Here is a 21,351-nt window from a genome sequence, read left to right as displayed (position 1 = left end):
CTACCGCCAAACCTACCGTTATGACGCCGGCCACAACCTGCTCGAACTGACCCACGTCGGCCCGCAAAACCACGGCCATCGTCTGGTCGCCGATGCTCACAGCAACCGCTGTCTGCCGGTGCGCGATGGTATCGAGCCGACTGAACAAGACTTCCGTGACAGTTTCGATGCCAATGGCAACCTGCTGAAGCTGCAACCGGGGCAAACGTTGCGCTGGGACGCGCGCAATCAATTGTGTGAAGTCCGCCCGGTGGTGCGTGATACCGAAAACGACAGCGAGCGATACCTTTATGGCGCCGACGGTCTGCGCGTACGCAAAGTCCGCTCGCTGCAAACCAATGCCGAAACGAACATCATCGAAACCCTGTATTTGCCCGGCCTGGAAATCCGCACCCACAGCGGCACCGGCGAAGTGCTGCATGTCATCGACGTGGCGACCGGGCGCGGCAGCGTGCGGGTGTTGCACTGGGAGGCGGGAAGACCGAGCGAGATCAGCAACGACCAGCAGCGCTATAGCCTGACGGACCGGCTGGGGTCGAGCACGCTGGAGCTGGATCAGCACGCCAACGTCATCACCCAGGAAAGGTATTACCCGTTTGGCGGCACGGCGTGGAGTAACGGTGAGGCGGTGCAGGTCAGCTACAAAACGGTGCGGTATTCGGGTAAGGAACGGGACGCGACGGGGCTTTATTACTATGGGTTCAGGTATTACGTGCCGTGGTTGCAGCGTTGGCTGAATCCAGATCCTGCGGGCACGATTGATGGATTGAATTTCTATGCCATGGTTCGAAACAATCCAATGGTGTTGCGAGACTACAACGGTTTGGCAGGTGACGAATTATTCAACGCATCGTTCCATGAGCTTGACCTTTCAACCCAAGGCTGGAAACAGCACTTGCTTGACACTCGACTGTTGTCTCTCCAGTTGCAGCGCCATGACAAGACGAAGCGAACCTACGAAGAAACCAAAGAATATCGCGTTTTCGAAGTGGGTGATCCGGAGTACGCCTTGACTGGGCAGGAAATCGTTGAAGCGTTGGAGGGCTACCGCAAGACGTACCTGGACCTGGCGAATCGTGCATCCACTGCTGGAAAGTCGGAGTTGGGCCTGTCGATGATAGAACTTTCAAATCAAGCAGGGCGGATGCGTGATTTCGCTAAGGGCATTGATGGATCAGATGCTTCGGCAGCAGCGAACAAGCCTCGCTTTTTTGCATTGATGAAAGCAAAGCCGGAAAACGGAAAGCGAGAAATCCTGGCCATTCAGAAAATATCGATGAGTCAGCGCTCTGCTGGTGAAGACAGGGCGTTTGTCAGTGGCGTTATTCTGAACCCACTCATTCGACCCGAGGTGAGGCACCACTTCGAAGGTCTGCCTGGAAGAGAATCTATACCTGTGCTGGAGCGGGTGCGAACCTTCGTCACGGTTCGGAGTTTGAACCAGGTGGGCAAAAATACGAACCTGAAATATGTGCTGTTTGGCTCAACAAATAATAGAGACTTGGACGTGGCGAAAAGACTCAAGGCAAAATTGAAGTCCGAGCCTACCCACCTGCCACTTTCGAGGTTGAACCCGCAACGTCGATGATTTCCATAAAAAAGCCCCCACCCAAACCACTGCGGATAGGGAACGCAGTGACCTGGATGGGGGCTTCTTTTTACCGATGACTTACTGCGCGATGGTTTTCACCGAAACCCCACGCTCAATCGGCGTAGACCGACCATAGATATCTTCAAACCGCTCGATATCGTCCTCACCCAGATAGCTGCCCGATTGCACTTCAATAATCTCAAGTGGAATCTTGCCCGGGTTGCGCAAACGGTGAACCGAAGCGATCGGAATGTAGGTCGACTGGTTCTCGCACAGCAGGAACACGTTCTCGTCGCAGGTCACTTCAGCGGTGCCGCTGACCACGATCCAGTGTTCGGCGCGGTGGTGGTGCATTTGCAGTGACAGGCACGCGCCCGGTTTGACCGAGATGTGCTTGACCTGGAAGCGCCCGCCCATGTCCACCGAGTCATACGAACCCCACGGACGATAGACTTCGCAGTGGTTCTGGGTTTCGGTGCGGCCCTGTTCGTTGAGGGTGTTGACCATCTGTTTCACGCCTTGGACCTTGTCCTTGTGGGCGATCATCATGGCGTCCTTGGTTTCGACGACTACGATGTTTTCCAGGCCGATCACCGACACCAGTTTGCCGTTGCCATGGATCATGCAGTTTTTGCTGTCCTGAATGACCACATCGCCTTTGGTGACGTTTCCGTTGACGTCCTTGTCATTTACTTCCCACAGCGACGCCCAGCAACCGACATCGCTCCAGCCGGCGGTCAGCGGTACAACGCAGGCGCGCTGGGTTTTTTCCATTACCGAGTAATCGATGGAATTGTCCGGGCAGCAGGCGAAGGTGGCTTCGTCGATGGTGACGGTGTCGGCGTCCTGTTGGCTGCGTTCCAGGGTCAGCAGGCAGGTGTCGTAGATGTCCGGGTCGTGCTTTTTCAGCTCTTCGAGGAAGCGGCTGGCGCGGAACAGGAACATGCCGCTGTTCCAGAAGTAACCGCCGGACTGGACGAACTCGGTGGCGCGTTTCACGTCCGGTTTTTCAACGAAGTGCGAGACGCGGCTGACGCCTTCCGGCAGCAGCGAGTCATTGGTCGACTTGATGTAGCCGTAACCGGTTTCCGGTTTGGTCGCCGGGACGCCGAACAGCACCATTTCGCCGTTTTCGGCGGCGACGGTGGCAAGGGCGAGGGCGCGTTGCAGGGCTTTCTGATCTTCCAGTACGTGGTCGGCCGGCAGCACCAGCATCAGTTCGTCGCGACCTTCGTTGACCAGCATCATCGCGGTCAGGGCCACGGCCGGCGCGGTGTTGCGGCCGAACGGTTCCATCAGGATGCGCTGGGTTTCCAGCTTGCGGTTGCTCAGTTGCTCGTTGACGATGAAGCGGTGGTCTTTGTTGCAGACCACGATCGGGGTGTCCATGCCTTCGAACACCAGGCGTTCCAGGGTTTGCTGGAACAGCGTGTGTTCGCCGGTCAGGGCGAGGAATTGTTTAGGAAACTGCTTACGGGAAAGCGGCCAAAGACGTGAGCCACTACCACCTGACAAGATCACCGGAATCATGTTGTTACTCCTTGAAAATCGTATGGGTCAGAGCTACTGCGTTCTGTCGTTTCACTCTTGTTTTTGTTTCGTGTCCCGACTGACATCTCGGTCCCTTGTAGGAGCATGGCTTGCCAGCGAAGGCGGTCTCGAGGGCCTCTTCGCCGGCAAGCCGTGCTCCTACAGGGCACGGGTCAACCGGGTAAATTTGTTAGCGCGTCGAAACCGGGCGTTTTACCCAGACTGGCGACAGGCTGCTGCCGTTGCCGGTGACGTACAGCACCGCCGCTTCACCGCGTTCCAGGGCAACCGGTTTCACGTCGCCCACTTTTGTGGCGCCATCGTATAGCGCCAGGCTGACTTTGACCGGGTTGATTTCACGCTCGCCACGCCCCTTGGCGGCCACGGACGGGACCACTTCGGTCTTGCCGTCGGCGGTTTTCAGGGTCAGGGCCTTGTCGCTCAGGTTCTGTACGCGAACCAGGGATTTCTGCTTGTTCTTGAACGGCGGCTCTTCGATCAGTTGCGGCGCGCCGCTGGCGTTGTTGACCAGGGTGTAATAGTGATCGCCGGCCAGTTTCACCGGCAGGGTCTGGCTGCCGACCTTGGCGCTGTAGTCGCCGCCCGGCATGAAGCTGAAGTCAGTGCTGGACAGCGGTGCGACGTCGCTCAGGTTGGTGCTGCCGACAGTGGCGCTGACTTCAGCGTTACCGGCGTTATAGACCCGTACGAAGCTCGAGCCTTTAGGCGCAGTCGGACCGTAGAGGGCCGAGTCACCGGCGGCGAAGGCGTTCATGGACAGCACGCTGAAGGTTGCGGCCAGAGCAAAGGTCTTGGCGAGACGGCGAGGAGTAGTAGTGAAAGTCATGGTGTACCTCTCTTTCAGTTTTGCGCCCGGTCGGGCGTCTCGGATTTAGTGTTTACGGCTACGTTTTGTTGGCGGGCGCCGGCTTCTTTGAGCGCTGCGACCCACTGCGGGTCGGCGTCGCCGATTTCGTTGTTCACAGGCAGATAACGTTCAGGAAACTCCCAGATCAGCACCTGTGGCGGGCTGTTCTTGAAGGCATCGCTTTTCAGGTAGCTGAGCATCGGCAGAATCGGGCCGTGGCCGTCTTCGGCGTAATTGACCACGTCGCTGTTCAGCGCCTCTTTCAGCGCGCCGACGAAGTTCCAGTTCGGGTTGGCGCTGTAGCTGGTGCCGATCAGGGCCACCGGCACTTCGGTGTTGGCGAACAGCGCGTCATCACCGCCAGCCTGATCGTCGGCCACCACGGTGTTGCGCTTCTGCAGCGGCTCGGTCGCCGGCATCAGGTTTTCGAACAGTGGGTCGAGCGGCAGGAACAAACGCAGGTCACCCTTGTGGGTCACTTTCTCTGCCGGCTCGGTGACGAAGCGTTGAGGCTCGCCGCTGAGCGGGGTTTTCTCGGCAATGGTCTTGGCCAGGGTCTGGGCGGCGATTTGCGCGCCTTCCGGGGTCCAGTGGGTGTCGGTGCGCAGGAACACTTGCTGACCGTCGAGCTTGGCCTTCAGCAGGGGGCCGTACAGGTCGGGTGCGAGGATCTTGTTGGCCGCCAGACGAGCGTGGAAGTCCTCATAAAGATTGGCGTGAATGCTCGAAGGCTTAACTTCGCCCAGGTGTTCCGGATACAGGCGAGTCTTGGCCGGCACGATCGCCATCACCAGTTTCACGCCTTTCTCTTTCAGTTCCTGGCGCACGCCTTCGACCAGCGCGTAGTTGCCTTGCAGGTTCAACTCTTCGTTGACGATCGGGTTGAATTCTTCATCGCTGTACAACCACTGATCGCGACCGAGTACGACGCCCGGACGACCTTCGTTGAACAGTTTGAAATCCAGCGCAGCCCAGAGGTTGGTGCCCAGGCGCTTGATCGGGAACTCGTCGTCGTAGTGTGTTTCGACAGCCTTGGCCCAGCGGCCATTGAGCACCGTCGCATCGGCGTTGGTGCTGAAGCCGAAGAAGCTGCGCGTCGACCACAGGCCCAGGACCAGCAGGGTCACCAGGAACAGGGCGATGTAGAAGATGCGTAATGAGCGGGTCATGGTCAGATCCCTCAGAACTGGAAGTAAAGGAACGGCGAGAAGCTTTGCGCCGAGAGTTTGAAAATCGAGGCAATGAACAGCACCAGTACCAGCGTGCGCATCACGTAACGCGACCAGTCCGCCGTCCAGTAAGCCGGCTGCACGGTGGCTTCAACGCCAACGGTGTAACCCGGTTGGTGGATGCTGGCCGGGTTGTCGCCCGGTACGGCTTTGATCATTCCTGGTGTCGCACCGGCAGGGCCATCGGCCTCGACGTTGACCGCAGGTTTGGTCTTGACCGGTGGCTGGTTGCTGTAGAAGTCACGGATGCCGAAGAACGCCAGGGTTGCGTACGCCACCACCAGAGTCGCCACTTGCAGACCGGTGAGGTTGGCCTCGTTGAGTTCCGACAGCGACCACTCGCCGAAGCTGAACATCGCGCCGTACATACGACCGGCGACGTGCAGGTTTTCCGCGCGGAAGATCACCCAGCCCATCACTACCAGCAGGAAGGTCAGCGCCCAGCGGATCGGGTTGATGCTGCGCGGCGAAGTGTTCAGGCCCAGGGCCTTTTCGATCGCCAGCCACATGCCGTGCCACGCCCCCCACACGATGTAGGTGATGTTCGCGCCGTGCCACAGACCACCGAGCAGCATGGTCAGGAACAGGTTGCGATAGGTCATCAGCGTGCCTTTGCGGTTACCGCCCAGCGTGATGTACAGGTAGTCACGCAGCCAGGTGGACAGGCTGATGTGCCAGCGACGCCAGAACTCGGTGATCGACTGGCTGATGTACGGCTGCTTGAAGTTTTCCATGAAGCGGAAACCCATCATCAAGCCCAGGCCGATGGCCATGTCGCTGTAACCGGAGAAGTCGAAATACAACTGCGCGGTGTACGCCAGCGCGCCGAGCCAGGCATCGCCCGTGGTCGGGTTCTGCAAGGCGAAGCAATGGTCGGCCACCACCGCGAGGGTGTCGGCGATGAAGACCTTCTTGATGAAACCCTGCATGAACCGCGTGCAGCCCTCGGAGAACTTGTCGAGGGTGTGGGTGCGGTTGTTGAACTGGTCGGCGAGGTCGCGGAAGCGCAATACCGGGCCGGCAATCAGGTGCGGGAAGATCGCCACGAACGCCGCAAAGTCGATCAGGTTGCGTGTTGCCGGGGTGTCACCACGGTAGACGTCGATGATGTAGCTGATGGACTCGAAGATGTAGAACGAGATCCCGATCGGCAACAGCACGTGGGTCAGGATGAACGGCGACAGACCCACCGACGTCATCATCGCGTTGATGCTGTCGACACCGAAGTTGGCGTACTTGAAGTAGCCGAGAATGCACAGGTCGACGGCTACGCCGAGCAGCAGCCAGCGCTGGGCCGGTTTGGTCCGAACGCCTGCGGCGCCGACTTTGAGGCCGATCCAGTAGTTCCACAGCGTGACGGCGGCGAACAACGCCAGGAAGTCCACGCGCCACCAGGCATAGAACACATAGCTGGCGATCAGCAGCAGTAGGTTGCGATAGCGTATTCCGCTCAAGTAGTACATGCCGAGAAAGATCGGCAGGAACAAAAACAGGAACACGTTGGATGAAAATACCATCCCGGTCTCTCCATGTTTAACCAACAGTCAAGGGCCGCAGCCCCCCCAAACCCCCCCACGAAAAAACGGGGGGGCAAAACACTCAACACTTGCCTGACACTGATCCAATGTGGGAGCCAGCCTGCTGGCGATTCAGGCAGCGCGATGTATCAGTTGAACCGCGTTGATCCCATCGCGAGCAGGCTCGCTCCCACAGGGGATTGGCGTTTGGCTCTAAGAACCTTTGCCTTTCTCGTTCGCCGGGTCGTAGACCTTGGTCAGGTCACCCCCGAGGCGGAAGGTCTTGAACGGCTGCATCTCGTGCTTTTTCTCGAGCACATCCGGCGAGCAGGTGTAGAGCGTGCAGAACGGTTCGAGCCAGGCGAATTTCGAGTCGACCTTGAGGTCGGTCATGTCCTGTTCCTTGCCGTTCTTGTTCTCGAAGATGTCCGGGTCTTTAACCCCGGCGAGCACCCGATCACCCAAACGTTTCAGCGCGCCGTTGTTTTCCTGACGCAGATCCACACCGTTGACCTGAGCGAAACTGGCGATCATCGCCAGCGGCGGCAGGGCGTAGTTGTGATAGGCGAGGGCGCGTTGCTGGCGCTTGAGTTCGTTGGGCAAGAAGCCTTGGGCGTCGACCTGATTGGCGCCGACCTTGTATTCCTTCACGGCCCAGTCGAACAGGTCGCGGCGGTTGGTGGCGACGGACGTTGCCATCACCGACCACGCTGCCCAGTACGAGTGGTTGTTGGTTTGTTCCAGCGGCAGGTTGTCCCAATCGCTGACCACCTGATCGGCCATTTTGCTGAACCAGGCTTCAATCAACTGCGACTCTTGCTGATGGTTCGCCAACGGATGCGAGTCGGAGAATTTCAGGCGGATGTACGAAGACGCCATGCTGCCCAACGCCCATTTGCGCATCGATTTGCCGGTGTGGTTGAAGTCTTTGGACATCAACGCATCGGCCTTGGCCCAGGCAGTCAACCAGTTCAGCGTGCATTCGAGCTGTTCCGGGCGACCGTCACGCATGAACTGCATCACGCGCTTGCTGGTGCCGCGCTCGATCTTGGTGATGTCGGCCGTGGTGTCGCGGAAGGCTTTTTCCGATACCTCGTTCAGGGTCGAACGGGCCTTGTCGGAACCTTCGTATTTGCTGCGAAATTGCAGCGCGCCGGTATACGGCGTCGGCATCGCGTCACAGCCTTCTTTGCTGTCGCCGGTTTTGACTTTTTCAATCGGCGCGAAGTAACCCTGTGGCGGACGCAGCGGCGCGGCGGCCTGGGTGGCGCCGGCGAACATCGCCAGCGTCAGCAGGGAGGGCGCGAGTAGCTTTTTCAAAGTTCGGGTTTGCATGATTGCCTCATTGCCCGACCGAAGCAGTACGCTGCTCGGCACTCGGGAACACGTTGCGTTTGCAGATTTTCGCTTCAACTTTCTGCTGCGCGGCACCTGCTTCAGGACCCTGGATTTCGACGGCCAGCAGATTCTGCGAGGCCCAGTCTTCGTCCGTGCGCAACTCAAAGGCGAAACGCCCGTCGGTGTCGGAGGTTTCCGGTTTTTCGATCTTGATGTCCTCGTGGCGACCGTTCATGTACCAGAGGGTGGCTTGCAGGGTTTTCACCGACGGATCGGCGAAACGGATGTCGACCTGGTGACTGCTGTTTTGCAGGTTCAGGTTCTTGCTGTTGACCATCAATTCGTTCTTGCCCGGTTTCAACGTGGTGCTGCCGGACATCTGTGCATCCTTGCCTTCGCAACCGTTGTCCAGCAGCGCCATCATCTGGCGGTAGATGGTTTCCTGGTCGAGGCGATAGAGCGGCGAGAATTCCCAGATCAGAATCTTCGGTGGCTTGGTCTGGAACTCTTCGCTGCCCAGGTACTGCAGCATCGAACCTTCCAGGCCACCGCCGGGGAACGCCACGTTGAGGATGTCGGCGCCGATGGCCTCTTCGAGGAAACCGGCGAAGTTGTAGTTCTTGCCACTGTGGCTGGTGCCGACCAGGGTGATCTCCGGGTTGCCGGAGTCACTGAACAGATCGCCATCCGCTGCTTCGCCTTTTGGCTCGGTGGTGAATTGATCCATGTACTGGATCGCGTAGCTGGTGCCACAGAGTTGACCGGCCATGTTGTGTAACGTTCCGGTCTTGCCCATGCGACCCGACTTGTGGCTCTCGAATTCACGCTTGGGAATGCCGGCAAACTCAGGCAGTTGCTTGATTTTCTCGCCGACGATTTTTGCCGTGCGCTGGGCGCCATATGGCGTCCAGTGCTGGTCGCCACGGAAGTAGAAGTCGTGGGCGGGCAGGGTGTCGGGCAGCGACTCGTTGGTCAGCGGCGACAGGTCCGGCACCACGTAACCCATGGCGGCGAAACGGCCGAGCATGGTCTTGTAGTTCCTCAGCGCCTTGTCGAAATCGAACCTGGCCTTGTCTTCCGGGTTGAGCTTGTTGCGGTTCACCAGGCCACGAGTGGGTTGGTAAACAATCACCAGCTCCACGCCTTTGCTCTTGAACGCATCGTGCAGTTCTTTCATGCGTTTGTAGCCGGCGGGGGTGGTGTCGAATTCGGTGCGCAAGTCTTCTTGCGTACGGAACAGCCAGTCGCCCTGAGCCTGCACCAGCGTGGTGAAGTTCTGCTGATAACGCGTGGTGTAGTTCTTCGCGTCGTGGGCTTCGGGGCACAGGTTGCAGCACGGTTCGGCGCTGAAGGTCGGCGCTTTGGCTTCATCTGCACGAACGCCGCCGCTGGCCGCGAGAATGCCGGCGGTCAGGGCCGACAGGCTGAGTAATTTGATCAAGTGTGGGTGCATAAAATTATCCTCAGTCCCGCATTTCGGTCTGGCGTTCGACAGGGTCGATCAGCACGGCTTTCTGCTGGCGTACCAGCAGGTCGAGAATTTCATCCTGACGCTCGCCGAGAATCCCGCTGAAGCTGATGCCGCTGGATTTGGTCGGGGCAAGCATGGACACGCGATACAGCTCGACGCTCAGCGGCGAGTCGATGGACAGCGGGCCACTGCCGTTGCCGGCCAGTTCACCGCCGACAACGATCAGCGACACCTGGGCATCGAACGGGTCGAGCTTGATGTCCCGGTCGGTGTCGCTCAGGTCCTTGATGTGGCCGTAGACGCCGGTCAGGCCGTTGGCCATGGACAGGTTTTCGTACAGGCGAATGTTCACGCTGTTACGAATGCGGATGCCGTGGCGACGGTTGCTGATCACCTTGTTCGCCCACAGCAGGTTGTCGGCACTCTCGTAGAGGGTGATGCCGTCGGTGTGGTTCTTGTAGATCTCGTTGTAGGCAATGATGTTGTTGACGCTGTTCCGGTCGATCACCAGGCCCGACAACTTGTTGTCGTAGCTGCGGTTGTTGAAGATGAAGCTGTCGTTGACCTCACGGGAAATGATGATCCCGTGCTTCTTCTTGGTCCCGTAAACGGTGTTGTCGGCGATGATCAGGCCGTGCGAACGGTCATGCGGGTCGATGCCGTAGACGATGTTGTCTTTGTAGGTGTTGCCCTTGACCACGAAGTCGCGGGTTTCGTAGCAGTAGAAGCCGTACCACATGTCCGAGAACTCGGAACCGATGATCCAGCCGGTCGGTTCAGGACGCTTGAGCACCTTGGCCATGTTCGGCGTGTACTGGGAAATACTCACGCCATACGACTTACTGTTGGCGTAGCCGAAACTGGCCATCTTGCTGTTGGCGATGTAGGTCTGGGTGCCGCCCCAGGCCAGCAGGAACGGACGGAATTCATTCGGCGACTTGAACGTCGCCGGGCCGTTGTCCTTCTCGCGCCAGCCAGTGATTTTGGTGTCGCGCACAAACAGCTGGCCGTCGTTGACCAGGAATGAACCGGCCTCTTGGGACAGGCGCAATTCCTGGGTCTGTTTGTCGATTTCGAGGATGCCTTTCTCACCGACCACAATCGGCAACTTCGCCAGGAACACGCCCGGCGAGGTTTCGCTGAAGTACTGCTTGGGCAGCTTCTTCGCCAGGTCCTTGAGGTTCATGTAGCCGTCGTCGATGAAGATCGCCTGCGGGATACCGTGCTGACGCACCACCCATTCGGCCATCTTGTTGTCGCCGCCGATGAAGTCCTTCAGCGCGTTCTCTTGCATCATCCGACGCACGCTGATTTTGCCGGCCTTGGTGCGCACGATTTTCGCGGCGATGGCGTCGGCGGTGTAGCCGGCGGTGTCCGGCAGCGTCGGCTTTTCCAGTTCCAGCGGCGCGGTCGGGGCGCTGCTGACGGTGTAGGTCTTGGCCTGTTGCAGTTCCTTGGCCATGGTTACCGGCTTGGTCGGTTCCACGTTGGCGAAGGCGGCCGAGCTTGCCAGCAGCATCGCGCCGGCCAGCAAGGTCAACGAGCCTCTCTTCGGACTGTTCATGTCAGGAACTCCCTTAGCGGTTCGCATCAGAAGCGCCAGATCACGTCGATGAACGCGCGGTGCATGTACGAGTCGACTTCTTTGCCATAGGCATCGCCCGGCTTGAACACGCCGCCACGCAAGCGCACCAGGGCCGACGGTTCGTCGATCGACTGGCTCAGCGCGGCAGGCAACAGGCCTTGCTTGAAGTACTTGGTGACCACAAGGTCCATTTCCTGGCCGAGGTCTTTGTTGCCATCTTCCAGCGGCAGGGACGTGCTGGAGAGAATCGCGCCGGTTGGGTCGGTGTCGTTCTCGACGGCGTTGATGCCGTTGCTGCCGACCGGCTTGTTGCCGTCGACGCGCCAGAACTTGTGGTAGATCACGCTGGCGTCGTACTCGTCGTTGAGCATCCACGAACCGAACAACGTAGCGGTCTGCATGTTGTTCATTTCGCCACGGAACGCTTCGCCGAAACGGTGAACCCGCGAGCGAGTACCGGTGTAGTTCGAGCGGTTGCTTTCCAGGCCGTTCTGTTCGTAATCGGCACTGGCGCGGGCATAGGCTGCACCCACTTGCCATTGTGGATCGAGGCGCAGGCGCACGCCGATATCGGTGGCCCAGCCGTTGAGGTCTTCACCGCGCTTGGCTTCGGTCGGGCGGGAGCCGTCGGCGTTCAGCTGATTCACCGTGTCGGTGTCGCCGCTCATGCCGGTGACGCTGCCCCAGTAATTGACGGTGTTGGTGTTGCGGTAGTTGTAGGCGTCGCTGTCAGCGGTGAGGCCGAGCCAGCTGATGTCGCCGTTCTGTTTCTTGTCCAGCGAGTCGCCGGGCACGCCCGGTTCCGGGTAGTCGAGCTTGCCGTCGTCGTGGGTGTGATGACCGCGAATGCCGACCCAGTTGCCCGGTGTCCACTGATACGCCGCGTCGGCGTAGAGGTGCAAGCGATCCTTGTCTTTCGGCGCCAACTCTTTGAGGTCGGTGCGGTATTCGCTGAAGCGTTCGGCGACGCCGACGTTGGCGCGCAACAGTGTGGTGTCGAAGGTCCAGTTCAGGGCTTCGATGTTGGTGTCGCGCCATTGGCCGTCGTCGTTGCGCAGGCGCTGACGACCGAGCTTCAACTGCTCGCCCGGATACGGTGTCAGGCCGCTGTAGCCGACCCAGAATTCGCGCATCGCCAGGTAGTTTTTCTTGGTCTTGCGATCACCGTTGTCGGTGGTCTGGGTGCCGTCGCTGTCGGACTGCTGCAAGGTGTCGGTTTCGATGATGTCGGTGGACGTCACGGCCTGACCCATGGCGTAGGCGCTCCACGCGCCGCTTTCGCCGTAGACCCAGGGACGCAGGTCGAGACCGACGCCATTGACGTCGCCGCCGCTGGCAGTGCCGAGGTCACGGTCGTCTTCGGACTGGCCGGTGATTTTTACGTCCAGACCGAAATTCTTGGTTTCGGTGATTGCCGCCAGGGTCGGGCAAGACCAGATCAGCGCAAACGTCAGGCCGATGCCGGCCTTCATGAATGGATTCAACTTCATAGGGATTCCTCGCCGTCTTCTTCTTGCAGGGCATGCAGTTCCAGCGTGTTCTGGCTCAAGGCACCACGAACGGCCTGTTCTTGTTTCAACAGGCGTTGGGCCTCGGCCAGCTGGGCAGGCGGCAGTTGGGCTTCGAGAGTTTGCGCAAGCTCGGTGGCCTGCGGGGTGTTCTGGGCCTTGGCCAATTGGCTGAAGACATAAGCGTTAAGCGGGTCGGGCTTGGTGCCCTTGCCTTGGGAAAACAGCTGGGCGATGGCGAAGTCGGCGCTGTTCTGGCCGTTGCGCGCAGCGGTCAGCAAGTGATCCAGTGCCTTCTGCGAATAGACCTTGCCCAGGTAACCACGACGGTAGATCTGGCCGAGGTAGTAATCGGCGGCGACTTCCTTGCCGACGGCTTTCTGGAAATGTGCTTCGGCGACTTTCGCGTCGGCCGGCACCCATTTGCCTTCGTAGTAGAGCTTGCCGAGCAACAGTTCGGCGCGCGGCTGGTCAGCGGCGCGGCCGTTGTCCAGGTACTTCATCATCGTGTCGACGTCGCCGAGTTCCGGGAAGTCGTAGAGCAATTGCGCCAGGCTGACCCACGAAGCGGGGTAGGCGGGGGCGATGTCTTCGAGCAGCGCCTGAGCGGTTTTTTCGTCGGTCTTGCCCAGGCTTGCATCACCGAGCACACGAGCGACGCTGTCCACGCGTTGAGCGGAAACGGTGCCACGGGTATGTGCCGCTTGCATCTGCTTGATCAGCTCGGCTTGCTGTTCCGGTTTGCCGTGTTTCTGGTAAACCGTGGCCAGCTCGACGTAGCAGATATCGGTGGTGTTCAACGCCGCTTTGCAGATCGTTGCGACTTCGTCCAGGTGCTGGTCGTAGGTGCCTTGGGTGCGATAGAGCAGCACCTGGGCCAGGCCGGCTTCCGGTTTGCCTTCGGCGCGCCATTGGCTGATCTGCTGTTGCGCGTTGACGTTGGGGAAACTGTGCGGGTATTGCAGGTACAGCATCGCCAGCGGGATCAGCGTGTTGCCTTCGCCATTGGCCGAAGCCTTTTTCAGCAGGGCTTCAGCTTCGTGCTGTTCGGCTTCGGTGGAGCCGGGTTTGGCCACCAGCAAGCGACCCAGGCGAGCCTGCGCTCGCGGCGAAACGTCGGCCGCCGCGCGGTAAGTCGCCTCGGCCTGCTTGAGCTGAGCGGGGTCGCGGCTGTCGACCTGGATATCGGCGAGGCCTACTTGGGCCTCGCTGTAACCCAGGTCGGCCAGTTGCTTGTAGTTCTGCTGAGCCAGCGCGGTGTCGCCGCGCTTGAGCGCTTCATTGGCCAGACGCTGGTCGGGCAGACCGGCGCAACCGGCGAGGCTGACTGCCAATGCCAAGGCACACACTGTTCCAATGTGGGAGCCAGCCTGCTGGCGATTCAGGCAGCGCGGTGCATCAGTTGAACCGCGTTGATCCCATCGCGAGCAGGCTCGCTCCCACAGGGTCTGCGGTGTGTTCAAGGTAGGAGTCGTCACAGGCATGTCCTCGACTTAAAGACCGGAAGCCATGGCTTTATCGATCAGCCAGTTCAGGTTCGGGCCACGGTCGCTGTTCACTTCAACCGGGCGACCGGCGAACTTGCTGTCCAGCGGTTCGTCCGGCTGGATCAGCACGCGGATGTCGGACGACAGGTCGGCGCTTTTCAGGCTGGTGCTGCTGACGATCTTGCCGGTGCGGGTCTTGTCTTCGCCGGCAATCTGGAAGTTGACGTTGGTGCCTGGGCGCACGTCGCTGAACTGGCGATAGGAGAAGCGCGCTTCAACGTTGGCTTCGCTGTTACGCGGCACCAGTTGGAAGATCACGTCGCCCTTGCTGGCGTACTGACCGTCGGCGACCAATTGCTGGGCCACGGTGCAATCGCATGGCGAGGTCAGGGTGCCGGTCATTTGCTTGCCGAACAGTTCTTCAACCTTGGCCGGTTGCAGCTGATTGTCGTCAAGATGGCCCTTGAGCACGTCGAGCATGCTGGTGCTGAACGTCGCCAGTGGCGCGCCTTTGGCGGCAACGCCGTCGGCCTTGATCAGGCTTTGCACGGTGCCGTCACGCGGCATGGTGATGTTCATGCCGGGCACACTGACCAGACCGGCCTGTGCGTGGCTGACGAAGTACATGCCGTACACCGATTTGAAAATGAAACCGAACGCCGCCAGACCGACGAGGAAAATCCCCAGGCTGAAGGTCACGGCACGCAGGCGACCGAACGCGGTCATGCCGTGGCCGCCATCCTTGACCTTGCGCGCTTTGGTGAAGTTGTCGCGCTGCAGGGTCGCCAGCACTTCACCCATGCTGACGATGTCGCCGGCCAGGTGCGAAGTGATCAGGTGGCGCAGGGTCGAGATGTCTTGCGGTTCCAGGTTCTGGAATTGGCAACCGGCACGGCCGGTCTGGCGGTCGAAGGAGCGCACTTGCATCTCTACGTCCATGGCCAGGCCGAGGTTATCGATGACGAACTGCAGGCGAGCCTTGTGCACGTCGCCGACCTTCAGCGGCAGCTGACCGGCGTTGAACGCCAGGCCGCCGGCGGAGAGGTCGAGGACCCGGGCTTCAACCGGCGTGCGGTCCGGGCCGAAGAAACGCAGCTTGGCCGGAATTTTCACTCGGGCGTGTTGGCGCTGGGCTTCGGATTCATGCACTACATTGGCGTTGACGGCGGTATTCATAGGGGCGATTTCCTGGTTAATTCAATAAGGGGGCGGTCAGACCATCATCAGCAGCACGGCGACAAAAATGCTGCCGGCGGAGAAGGTCATGGTCCGAGACGACCAGGTGTTGAACCAACGTTGAAAGCTGGCGAGATCACGGGTCAGGGAAGTGGGCTGGCGAGTCCAGGACTGTTGGTCGAGGCGGAAGAACACGTAGATTTTCACCAGCGCGCCGACGATCTGGTTGTAATAGAGAATCGCCGGGTAAGCCGGGCCGATCCGGTGACCGGAGCAGGACAGCAGCAGGGTCAGGATCAGGCGGGTGATGCCGATCCACAGCAGGTAAACGAGGATGAACGCGGTGCCGTACTTGAACGACGCGATGAGCGCGACGGTCAGGCCCAGCAAGGACGTCCACATCGATACACGCTGATCGAACAGCACCACCGAGGTGAACAGGCCGAGGCGCTTCATCCCCAGGCCCAGGGCGCGGGAGTTCTGGCGCAGGTTATTGCCGTACCAGCGGAACATCAGTTTGCGGCTGGCCTTGATGAAGCTTTTTTCCGGCGGGTGTTCCACGGTGTGGATCGCCGCGTCGGGCACGTAGAACGTGTCGTAGCCCAGGCGCATCAGGCTGAACCAGCTCGACTTGTCGTCACCGGTGAGGAACTTGAAGCGGCCCAGGCGCCAGTGTTGCAGCGAGTCGCTTTCCACATCGGCGATGAAGTCCGGGTTGGTGACCACGGTGGCGCGGAACACCGACATGCGGCCGGTCATGGTCAGCACGCGCTTGGACAAGGCCATCGAGCACATGTTGATGTGGCGCTGGGCGAAACGCAGCTTGTGCCACTCGCTCATGATGTAGCCGCCGCGCACTTCGCAGAATTCGTTGGTGGTCAGGCCGCCGACATTGCCGAACAGCTGGAACCACGGCACGGTCTTGAGCACGACGCCTTCGGCGAGCACGGTGTCGCCATCGATCACAGCCACCACGGCGCGGTCGTCCGGCAGGTGACGGGAGATGGCGCGGAAACCGTAGGCCAGGCCATCACGCTTGCCGGTGCCGGGAATGCGCACGAAGTCGAGCTTGACGCGCTCCGGTGGATTCATCTTGGTCCACAGGCTTTTCACCAGCTTCTCATCGGACATTTCCACGATGGAGCAGACCATGGTGGTCGGCAGGCCGCAGTCGATCGCTTCACGGATCACCGAGGCGTAGACCTGGGCGGTGGTCAGCGCGTCGATACGGAAACTGGTGACCATCAAAAACACATGGGACGGGTCTGCCGCTTTACCCAGCTTGCGCACTTTGCGCCGCAGGTGCGGGTAGACCACGTACAGAAACAGCATGCCGCGCAGAAAGTGCGTGGCACCCATCGAGTAGCGCCAGATACCGACGATACCGATCAGGAAAATGAAGTCCTTCGACTCGGAGTCGAACGTGGACACAGGCAACGCCATGGCGATGCCCATCAAAAGACTTAAGTAAAACAGCCAACCGGCGGCCTGAAGTAGGCCGTGCTTTAGCCTGTGCATAATCTGCATCCGTCTCGATCTCGGGCGAGGCCCGAATGGGTTAAGGCAGGCGTAAAAACTGTAGGAGCGAGGCTTGCCCGCGAAGGCTGCCTGCCTGACACACCGGGGCGCTTGGTTCGCCGGCAAGCCTGGCTCCTACAGAGCGCGGCGGGTTACCAGCAGATGCCTTCGGTGCGGCCACTCACGCTGGTGGCTTTCGACATGAAGCCGACCAGGTCGATCACTTGCTTGCCGTGCGGAGCGTTCTGCGCAAGGGCGCGGAATTTTTCGTCACGGTTGCCGAGGATGATCACGTCGGAGTTGTTGATCACTTCGTCGAAGTCGGAGTTGAGCAAGGACGAGACGTGAGGAATCTTCGACTCGATGTAGTCCTTGTTCGCACCGTGAACGCGGGCGTATTCGACGTTGGCGTCGTAGATGCTCAGGTCGTAGCCTTTGCCGATCAGCATTTCTGCCAGATCAACCAGCGGGCTTTCGCGCAGGTCGTCGGTGCCGGCCTTGAAGCTCAGGCCCAGCAGGGCGACTTTGCGTTTGTCGTGGCTGGAAACGATGTCGAAGGCGTTCTGCACCTGGGATTCGTTGCTGCGCATCAGCGAGTTCAGCAGCGGCGATTCCACGTCCAGGGCGCCGGCGCGGTAGGTCAGGGCGCGCACGTCTTTGGGCAGGCACGAACCGCCGAAGGCGAAACCAGGGCGCATGTAGTACTGGGACAGGTTCAGTGTCTTGTCCTGGCAGACCACTTCCATCACTTCACGACCATCGACGCCGCACGCCTTGGCGATGTTGCCGATCTCGTTGGCGAAGGTCACCTTGGTGGCGTGCCACACGTTGCAGGTGTACTTGATCATCTCGGCAACGGCGATGTCCTTGCGGATGATCGGCGCGTCGAGTTCTTCGTACAGCGATTGCAGAACGTCGCCGGACGCCTTGTCGAATTCGCCGATGACGGTCATCGGTGGCAGGTCGTAGTCGGCGATCGCGGTGCTTTCGCGCAGGAACTCAGGGTTCACCGCCACACCGAAATCAACACCGGCTTTCTTGCCGGAGCAGTCTTCGAGAATCGGGATGACAACGTTTGCGACAGTGCCCGGCAAAACGGTGCTGCGAACCACGATGGTGTGGCGGGTGGTCTTGTCACGCAGGACAAAACCGATCTCGCGGCACACGGCTTCGATGTAGTTCAGTTCCAGGTCGCCGTTCTTCTTGCTCGGCGTGCCGACGCAGATCATCGACAGGTCGGTGTCGCGAATCGCTTCCGCGAAGTTGGTCGTACCGCGCAGTCGACCGGTCTCGATACCCTTGGCCAGCAGTTCGCCCAAGCCCGGTTCAACAATCGGTGATTTACCGGCGTTGATCATATCGATCTTGTCTTTGGCGACATCGACGCCAACGACGTCATGGCCCCGTGCAGACAGGCAACCGGCACATACTGCACCGACGTAACCCAAACCAAATATGCTGATGCGCATCGCATTTACCTCTCGTTAACAAGACTGTGTTCAACAAGCCATTACATGGCCGGAATTAAGTGTGTTCAGCAGTTGTAGTGCGCTCGGAAGTGCGGCAGTCAGGCGCCACAATGCCGTGTACAGGCATACTAAGTTCCGAGTGTCTAAATAAGTGCACTCAAGGTGTGCGTAACCAGGCCTTATTATTATGACTTGCCCTGTTATGCAGCCGAGTCCTCTGGTCGAGGTCCTTCGTGCAAAGGTCTTGCGCGCTCAATGCCAGGCCGAAAGCCCGTAAATCAAGCGGTTTGGTGCTCAGGTGAGCACGTTTATAGGGGCGCTGCCTTGGCCGTGTAGGGGATAGTAGTGATGCGTTATCTCCTTTCCTTCAGATGTTGCCCAAATCAGGGATTATGTAGCCGAAGTTATTGTGACAACTTCGCTACGTGAATCTCTTCTCTGCGTAAGTTATCTCGTACATGTTCAGAGATAATGGTTACCGGTGGTATGAGCTACGCATTTGGACATAGTTCCAGTCCACCCATCGCGAATTCTGAAATTTCTTGAAATATTGAAAAAGATGGCACTGCTTTCATATTGATAGCAACGGCTGTTTCACCCTTGATACATAGGGTCGTCGTTGGATTAGATAGTTTTATGCCACTACTGATAATTTTTTTTAGTGCCACTACTGAAAAAAATCACGAAAGTCGAGTGAAACTAAAGTTAGGATTTTGATTGATTGAAAATTGGCGCCAAATAACTGGCGAAAAAGGCGGGGGATTGTTTGACTATTTGAAGGCGGTGCACGACGCTTTTGCGGTCGTGCACCGACCGGGTGCATTTACTCGGGGGCGTGATCGCGCAGGAACACCAGGTTGTCCGGTTTAGACTGCTCGGCACTGTACCGATAGCCCTGAACGTCAAACTGCTTGAGTGCGGCGGGGTCGTTGATGCGTTCTTCGATGACGAAGCGGCTCATCATGCCCCGGGCCTTTTTCGCGTAGAAGCTGATGATCTTGTACTGACCGTTTTTCAGGTCCTTGAACTCGGTATTGATGATGCGGGCATTCAGGGCGCTGCGTTTGACCGCCGAGAAATACTCGTTGGACGCCAGGTTCAGCAGCACATCATCGCCCTGATCGGCCAGGGCTTCGTTCAACCATTCGCTGATGCGCGTGCCCCAGAAGGCATACAGGTCCTTGCCACGGGCGTTGGGCAATTTGGTGCCCATTTCCAGACGGTACGGCTGCATCAGGTCCAGTGGACGCAACAGGCCATACAGGCCGGACAGCATGCGCAGATGCTGCTGGGCGTAATCGAAATCGGCTTCGCTGAAGGTTTGCGCGTTGAGACCGGTATAAACATCACCCTTGAACGCCAGCAGGGCCTGTTTGGCGTTTTCAGGCGTGAACGCCGGCGTCCAGCTGCCGAAACGCGCGGCGTTGAGCCCGCCGATCTTGTCGGAGACATGCATCAGCTCGCTGATCTGCGCCGGCGTCAGGTCGCGCAATTGCAGGATCAGCTCCTGGGAATGGTCGAGGTATTGCGGCTGGGTGAAACGTTGGGTGGCCGGCGGTGTTTCGTAATCGAGGGTCTTGGCGGGGGAAATCACCATCAGCATGAAGTCGTCTCCTTTAATCGTGGGGCGATTCTAGGGGGTTGTCCGTGTTGACTCCAGCTATCAAGTCCATAGGTGATGATCGGTGGCCACGATCCCCTGTAGGAGCGAGCGGTGCGGCGATCCGACTTGCCCGCGAAAGCGGTGTATCAGTTACCGATGATGCCGACTGACACACCGCCTTCGCGGGCAAGCCTCGCTCCTACAGGAGATCGTGGCGCTAATGCCGGATCAGCTATAGTGCCGCGCGGGTTTTGTTCTGGAGACATCCCATTGCGTATCGTTTTTCTTTTTTCGGCGTGGCTGTTGAGTTTCGGTGCCCTGGCGGCGCCGGGCGATGTGGCGACGCTCGATCGCAGCACCTGGCCTGAACAGCTCAGCAACCCGACGCTGTTCGATGTCGCCTCGCGGGCAGAGATTTTGATGTTCGCGCGCGTGCTGCTGGCCAGCGAATCGCTGGATGACGCGAGCCTGGCCCAGCGCCTGGGCCTGCGCACGATCAATCCGGATTCGGTCAACCATCTGCGCCAGCGCATGTGGCAACGACTGCTGACCAACTACAACTTCGCCCAGCAGAGTTGTGATCAGGACGCTTCCTGGTGTTATCTGGTGGAGGACATGGCCACCTTGCGCCAGCAAGCCGCCAAGTTTCAGGTCAGCGCCGACAGCTACTACATCAAATGGTCCGAGCCGAGCCGGCTGTTCCATGCGCAGTACCTCGACGAGCAATTGCGCAAGGCTGCGCTGTTTCCGCAAACCAGCAGCGAAATCGATCGTTTTGGCGACTACGAGCGCAACGGCGAGCAAATGCATGACCGACTGTTCCTGTTGACCTTCGACAGCGCCGCCAATGCTGCGCCGGACAACACGGCATGGGTCACCGAATACCTGCGCAAGGCCAACATGACGGGCACGTTTTTCGTCCTTGGCAAGGACATTCAGGCGCGTCTGAGCGATCGTTCCGTCGCCAACCTGCAGGCCACTTACTCGGCGCAGTGCATCGGCGTGCAAGGCTGGGAGTTTCGCTCCCACAGCTATTGGCAGGACTGGCAGGACTCGGTGCGGCGCAGCGCCGAACTGGTCAAAAGCAAATTGCCGGAGAACTACGTGCCGCTGTTTCGTCCGCCCGATGGTCAGCGCCGTTCAGACGCGCAAGGCTTCTTCAGATCCCAGGGCCTGCAAGTGGCGCTGTGGGACATCGATGCCCAGGACGGCGCCGGCAAACTCAAGGCCAGTCAGAGCGCGCAGCGCGTGTTGACCCTGATGCTGTTGTGGCGGCATGGGGTGATCAATTTCAACATTAAACAGGATGGCGTGAAAACGGCGATGCCCTGGCTTGTCACGCAAACGGCGCTCAGCGGGATCGGTTGGGAAGATTGTCAGGATGCGTTTCGCTGAAAGCGGGAAAGCCCGTAAATATTGGTGCTAAGGCGATTTTGGAGGGAAATTCAGTGCAGGCGGACT

The 21,351-nt window shown here is 59.3% G+C and carries 15 protein-coding genes; 2 read left to right on the top strand and 13 right to left on the bottom strand.

From position 1 onward, the window contains the following. Positions 1-1,588: RHS repeat domain-containing protein (locus tag J4E42_RS17180; protein ID WP_207285729.1), on the top strand; the 1,588-nt coding region annotated here is incomplete at its 5' end. Between the two features lie 81 nt (positions 1,589-1,669). On the opposite strand, the gene J4E42_RS17175 is transcribed toward J4E42_RS17180, so the two are convergent. The 13 genes from J4E42_RS17175 to yaaA all read right to left on the bottom strand — a co-directional run bounded on the left by J4E42_RS17175 (position 1,670) and on the right by yaaA (position 19,890). After that, positions 1,670-3,121, bottom strand: coding sequence for a mannose-1-phosphate guanylyltransferase/mannose-6-phosphate isomerase (locus J4E42_RS17175; RefSeq protein ID WP_207285728.1), 1,452 nt, complete (start codon positions 3,119-3,121; stop codon positions 1,670-1,672). A gap of 190 nt (positions 3,122-3,311) precedes the next feature. After that, entirely contained in the window at positions 3,312-3,968 is a 657-nt protein-coding gene (locus tag J4E42_RS17170) for an alginate O-acetyltransferase AlgF (RefSeq protein WP_008044492.1), read from the bottom strand. A 14-nt stretch (positions 3,969-3,982) separates the two neighbouring features. Beyond that, positions 3,983-5,158 (bottom strand): alginate O-acetyltransferase, encoded by a 1,176-nt coding sequence (locus tag J4E42_RS17165; protein WP_008025360.1) that lies wholly within the window; start codon positions 5,156-5,158, stop codon positions 3,983-3,985. Between the two features lie 11 nt (positions 5,159-5,169). Further along, positions 5,170-6,735 carry an MBOAT family protein gene (locus J4E42_RS17160; RefSeq protein WP_008025362.1) on the bottom strand — a complete coding sequence of 522 codons (1,566 nt, stop codon included), beginning with the start codon at positions 6,733-6,735 and terminating at the stop codon, positions 5,170-5,172. A gap of 213 nt (positions 6,736-6,948) precedes the next feature. Then, positions 6,949-8,070 (bottom strand): mannuronate-specific alginate lyase, encoded by a 1,122-nt coding sequence (locus J4E42_RS17155; RefSeq protein WP_008025363.1) that lies wholly within the window; start codon positions 8,068-8,070, stop codon positions 6,949-6,951. 7 nt (positions 8,071-8,077) lie between these two features. Then, on the bottom strand, positions 8,078-9,526 hold the full coding sequence (locus J4E42_RS17150; protein WP_192227782.1) for an alginate O-acetyltransferase: 1,449 nt from the start codon (positions 9,524-9,526) through the stop codon (positions 8,078-8,080). A gap of 10 nt (positions 9,527-9,536) precedes the next feature. Beyond that, positions 9,537-11,108, bottom strand: a complete 1,572-nt coding sequence (gene algG, locus J4E42_RS17145; protein ID WP_008044505.1) for a mannuronan 5-epimerase AlgG — start codon at positions 11,106-11,108, stop codon at positions 9,537-9,539. A gap of 26 nt (positions 11,109-11,134) precedes the next feature. Next, on the bottom strand, positions 11,135-12,619 hold the full coding sequence (locus J4E42_RS17140; RefSeq protein WP_008044507.1) for an alginate export family protein: 1,485 nt from the start codon (positions 12,617-12,619) through the stop codon (positions 11,135-11,137). Further along, on the bottom strand, positions 12,616-14,121 hold the full coding sequence (gene algK / locus J4E42_RS17135; protein WP_207285727.1) for an alginate biosynthesis TPR repeat lipoprotein AlgK: 1,506 nt from the start codon (positions 14,119-14,121) through the stop codon (positions 12,616-12,618). Before algK ends, J4E42_RS17140 begins: the two co-directional genes overlap by 4 nt. A gap of 9 nt (positions 14,122-14,130) precedes the next feature. After that, the gene (locus J4E42_RS17130; protein WP_207285726.1) at positions 14,131-15,300 is read right to left on the bottom strand and encodes an alginate biosynthesis protein Alg44; all 1,170 of its coding nucleotides are present in this window, start codon (positions 15,298-15,300) and stop codon (positions 14,131-14,133) included. 36 nt (positions 15,301-15,336) lie between these two features. Beyond that, positions 15,337-16,818 carry a mannuronan synthase gene (gene alg8 / locus J4E42_RS17125; protein ID WP_404943251.1) on the bottom strand — a complete coding sequence of 494 codons (1,482 nt, stop codon included), beginning with the start codon at positions 16,816-16,818 and terminating at the stop codon, positions 15,337-15,339. 152 nt (positions 16,819-16,970) lie between these two features. Beyond that, positions 16,971-18,287 carry a nucleotide sugar dehydrogenase gene (locus J4E42_RS17120; protein ID WP_008044520.1) on the bottom strand — a complete coding sequence of 439 codons (1,317 nt, stop codon included), beginning with the start codon at positions 18,285-18,287 and terminating at the stop codon, positions 16,971-16,973. An 823-nt stretch (positions 18,288-19,110) separates the two neighbouring features. Then, entirely contained in the window at positions 19,111-19,890 is a 780-nt protein-coding gene (gene yaaA / locus J4E42_RS17115; protein ID WP_008025377.1) for a peroxide stress protein YaaA, read from the bottom strand. A gap of 270 nt (positions 19,891-20,160) precedes the next feature. Between yaaA and J4E42_RS17110 the strand changes: the two genes are divergently transcribed. After that, on the top strand, positions 20,161-21,285 hold the full coding sequence (locus J4E42_RS17110) for a polysaccharide deacetylase family protein (protein ID WP_207285725.1): 1,125 nt from the start codon (positions 20,161-20,163) through the stop codon (positions 21,283-21,285). The last annotated feature ends 66 nt before the right edge of the window (positions 21,286-21,351 follow it).

Source organism: Pseudomonas sp. FW300-N2A2, assembly GCF_017351735.1.
In the GTDB taxonomy this organism is placed as follows: domain Bacteria; phylum Pseudomonadota; class Gammaproteobacteria; order Pseudomonadales; family Pseudomonadaceae; genus Aquipseudomonas; species Aquipseudomonas migulae.
This window is presented reverse-complemented; position numbering and strand designations above follow the sequence as displayed.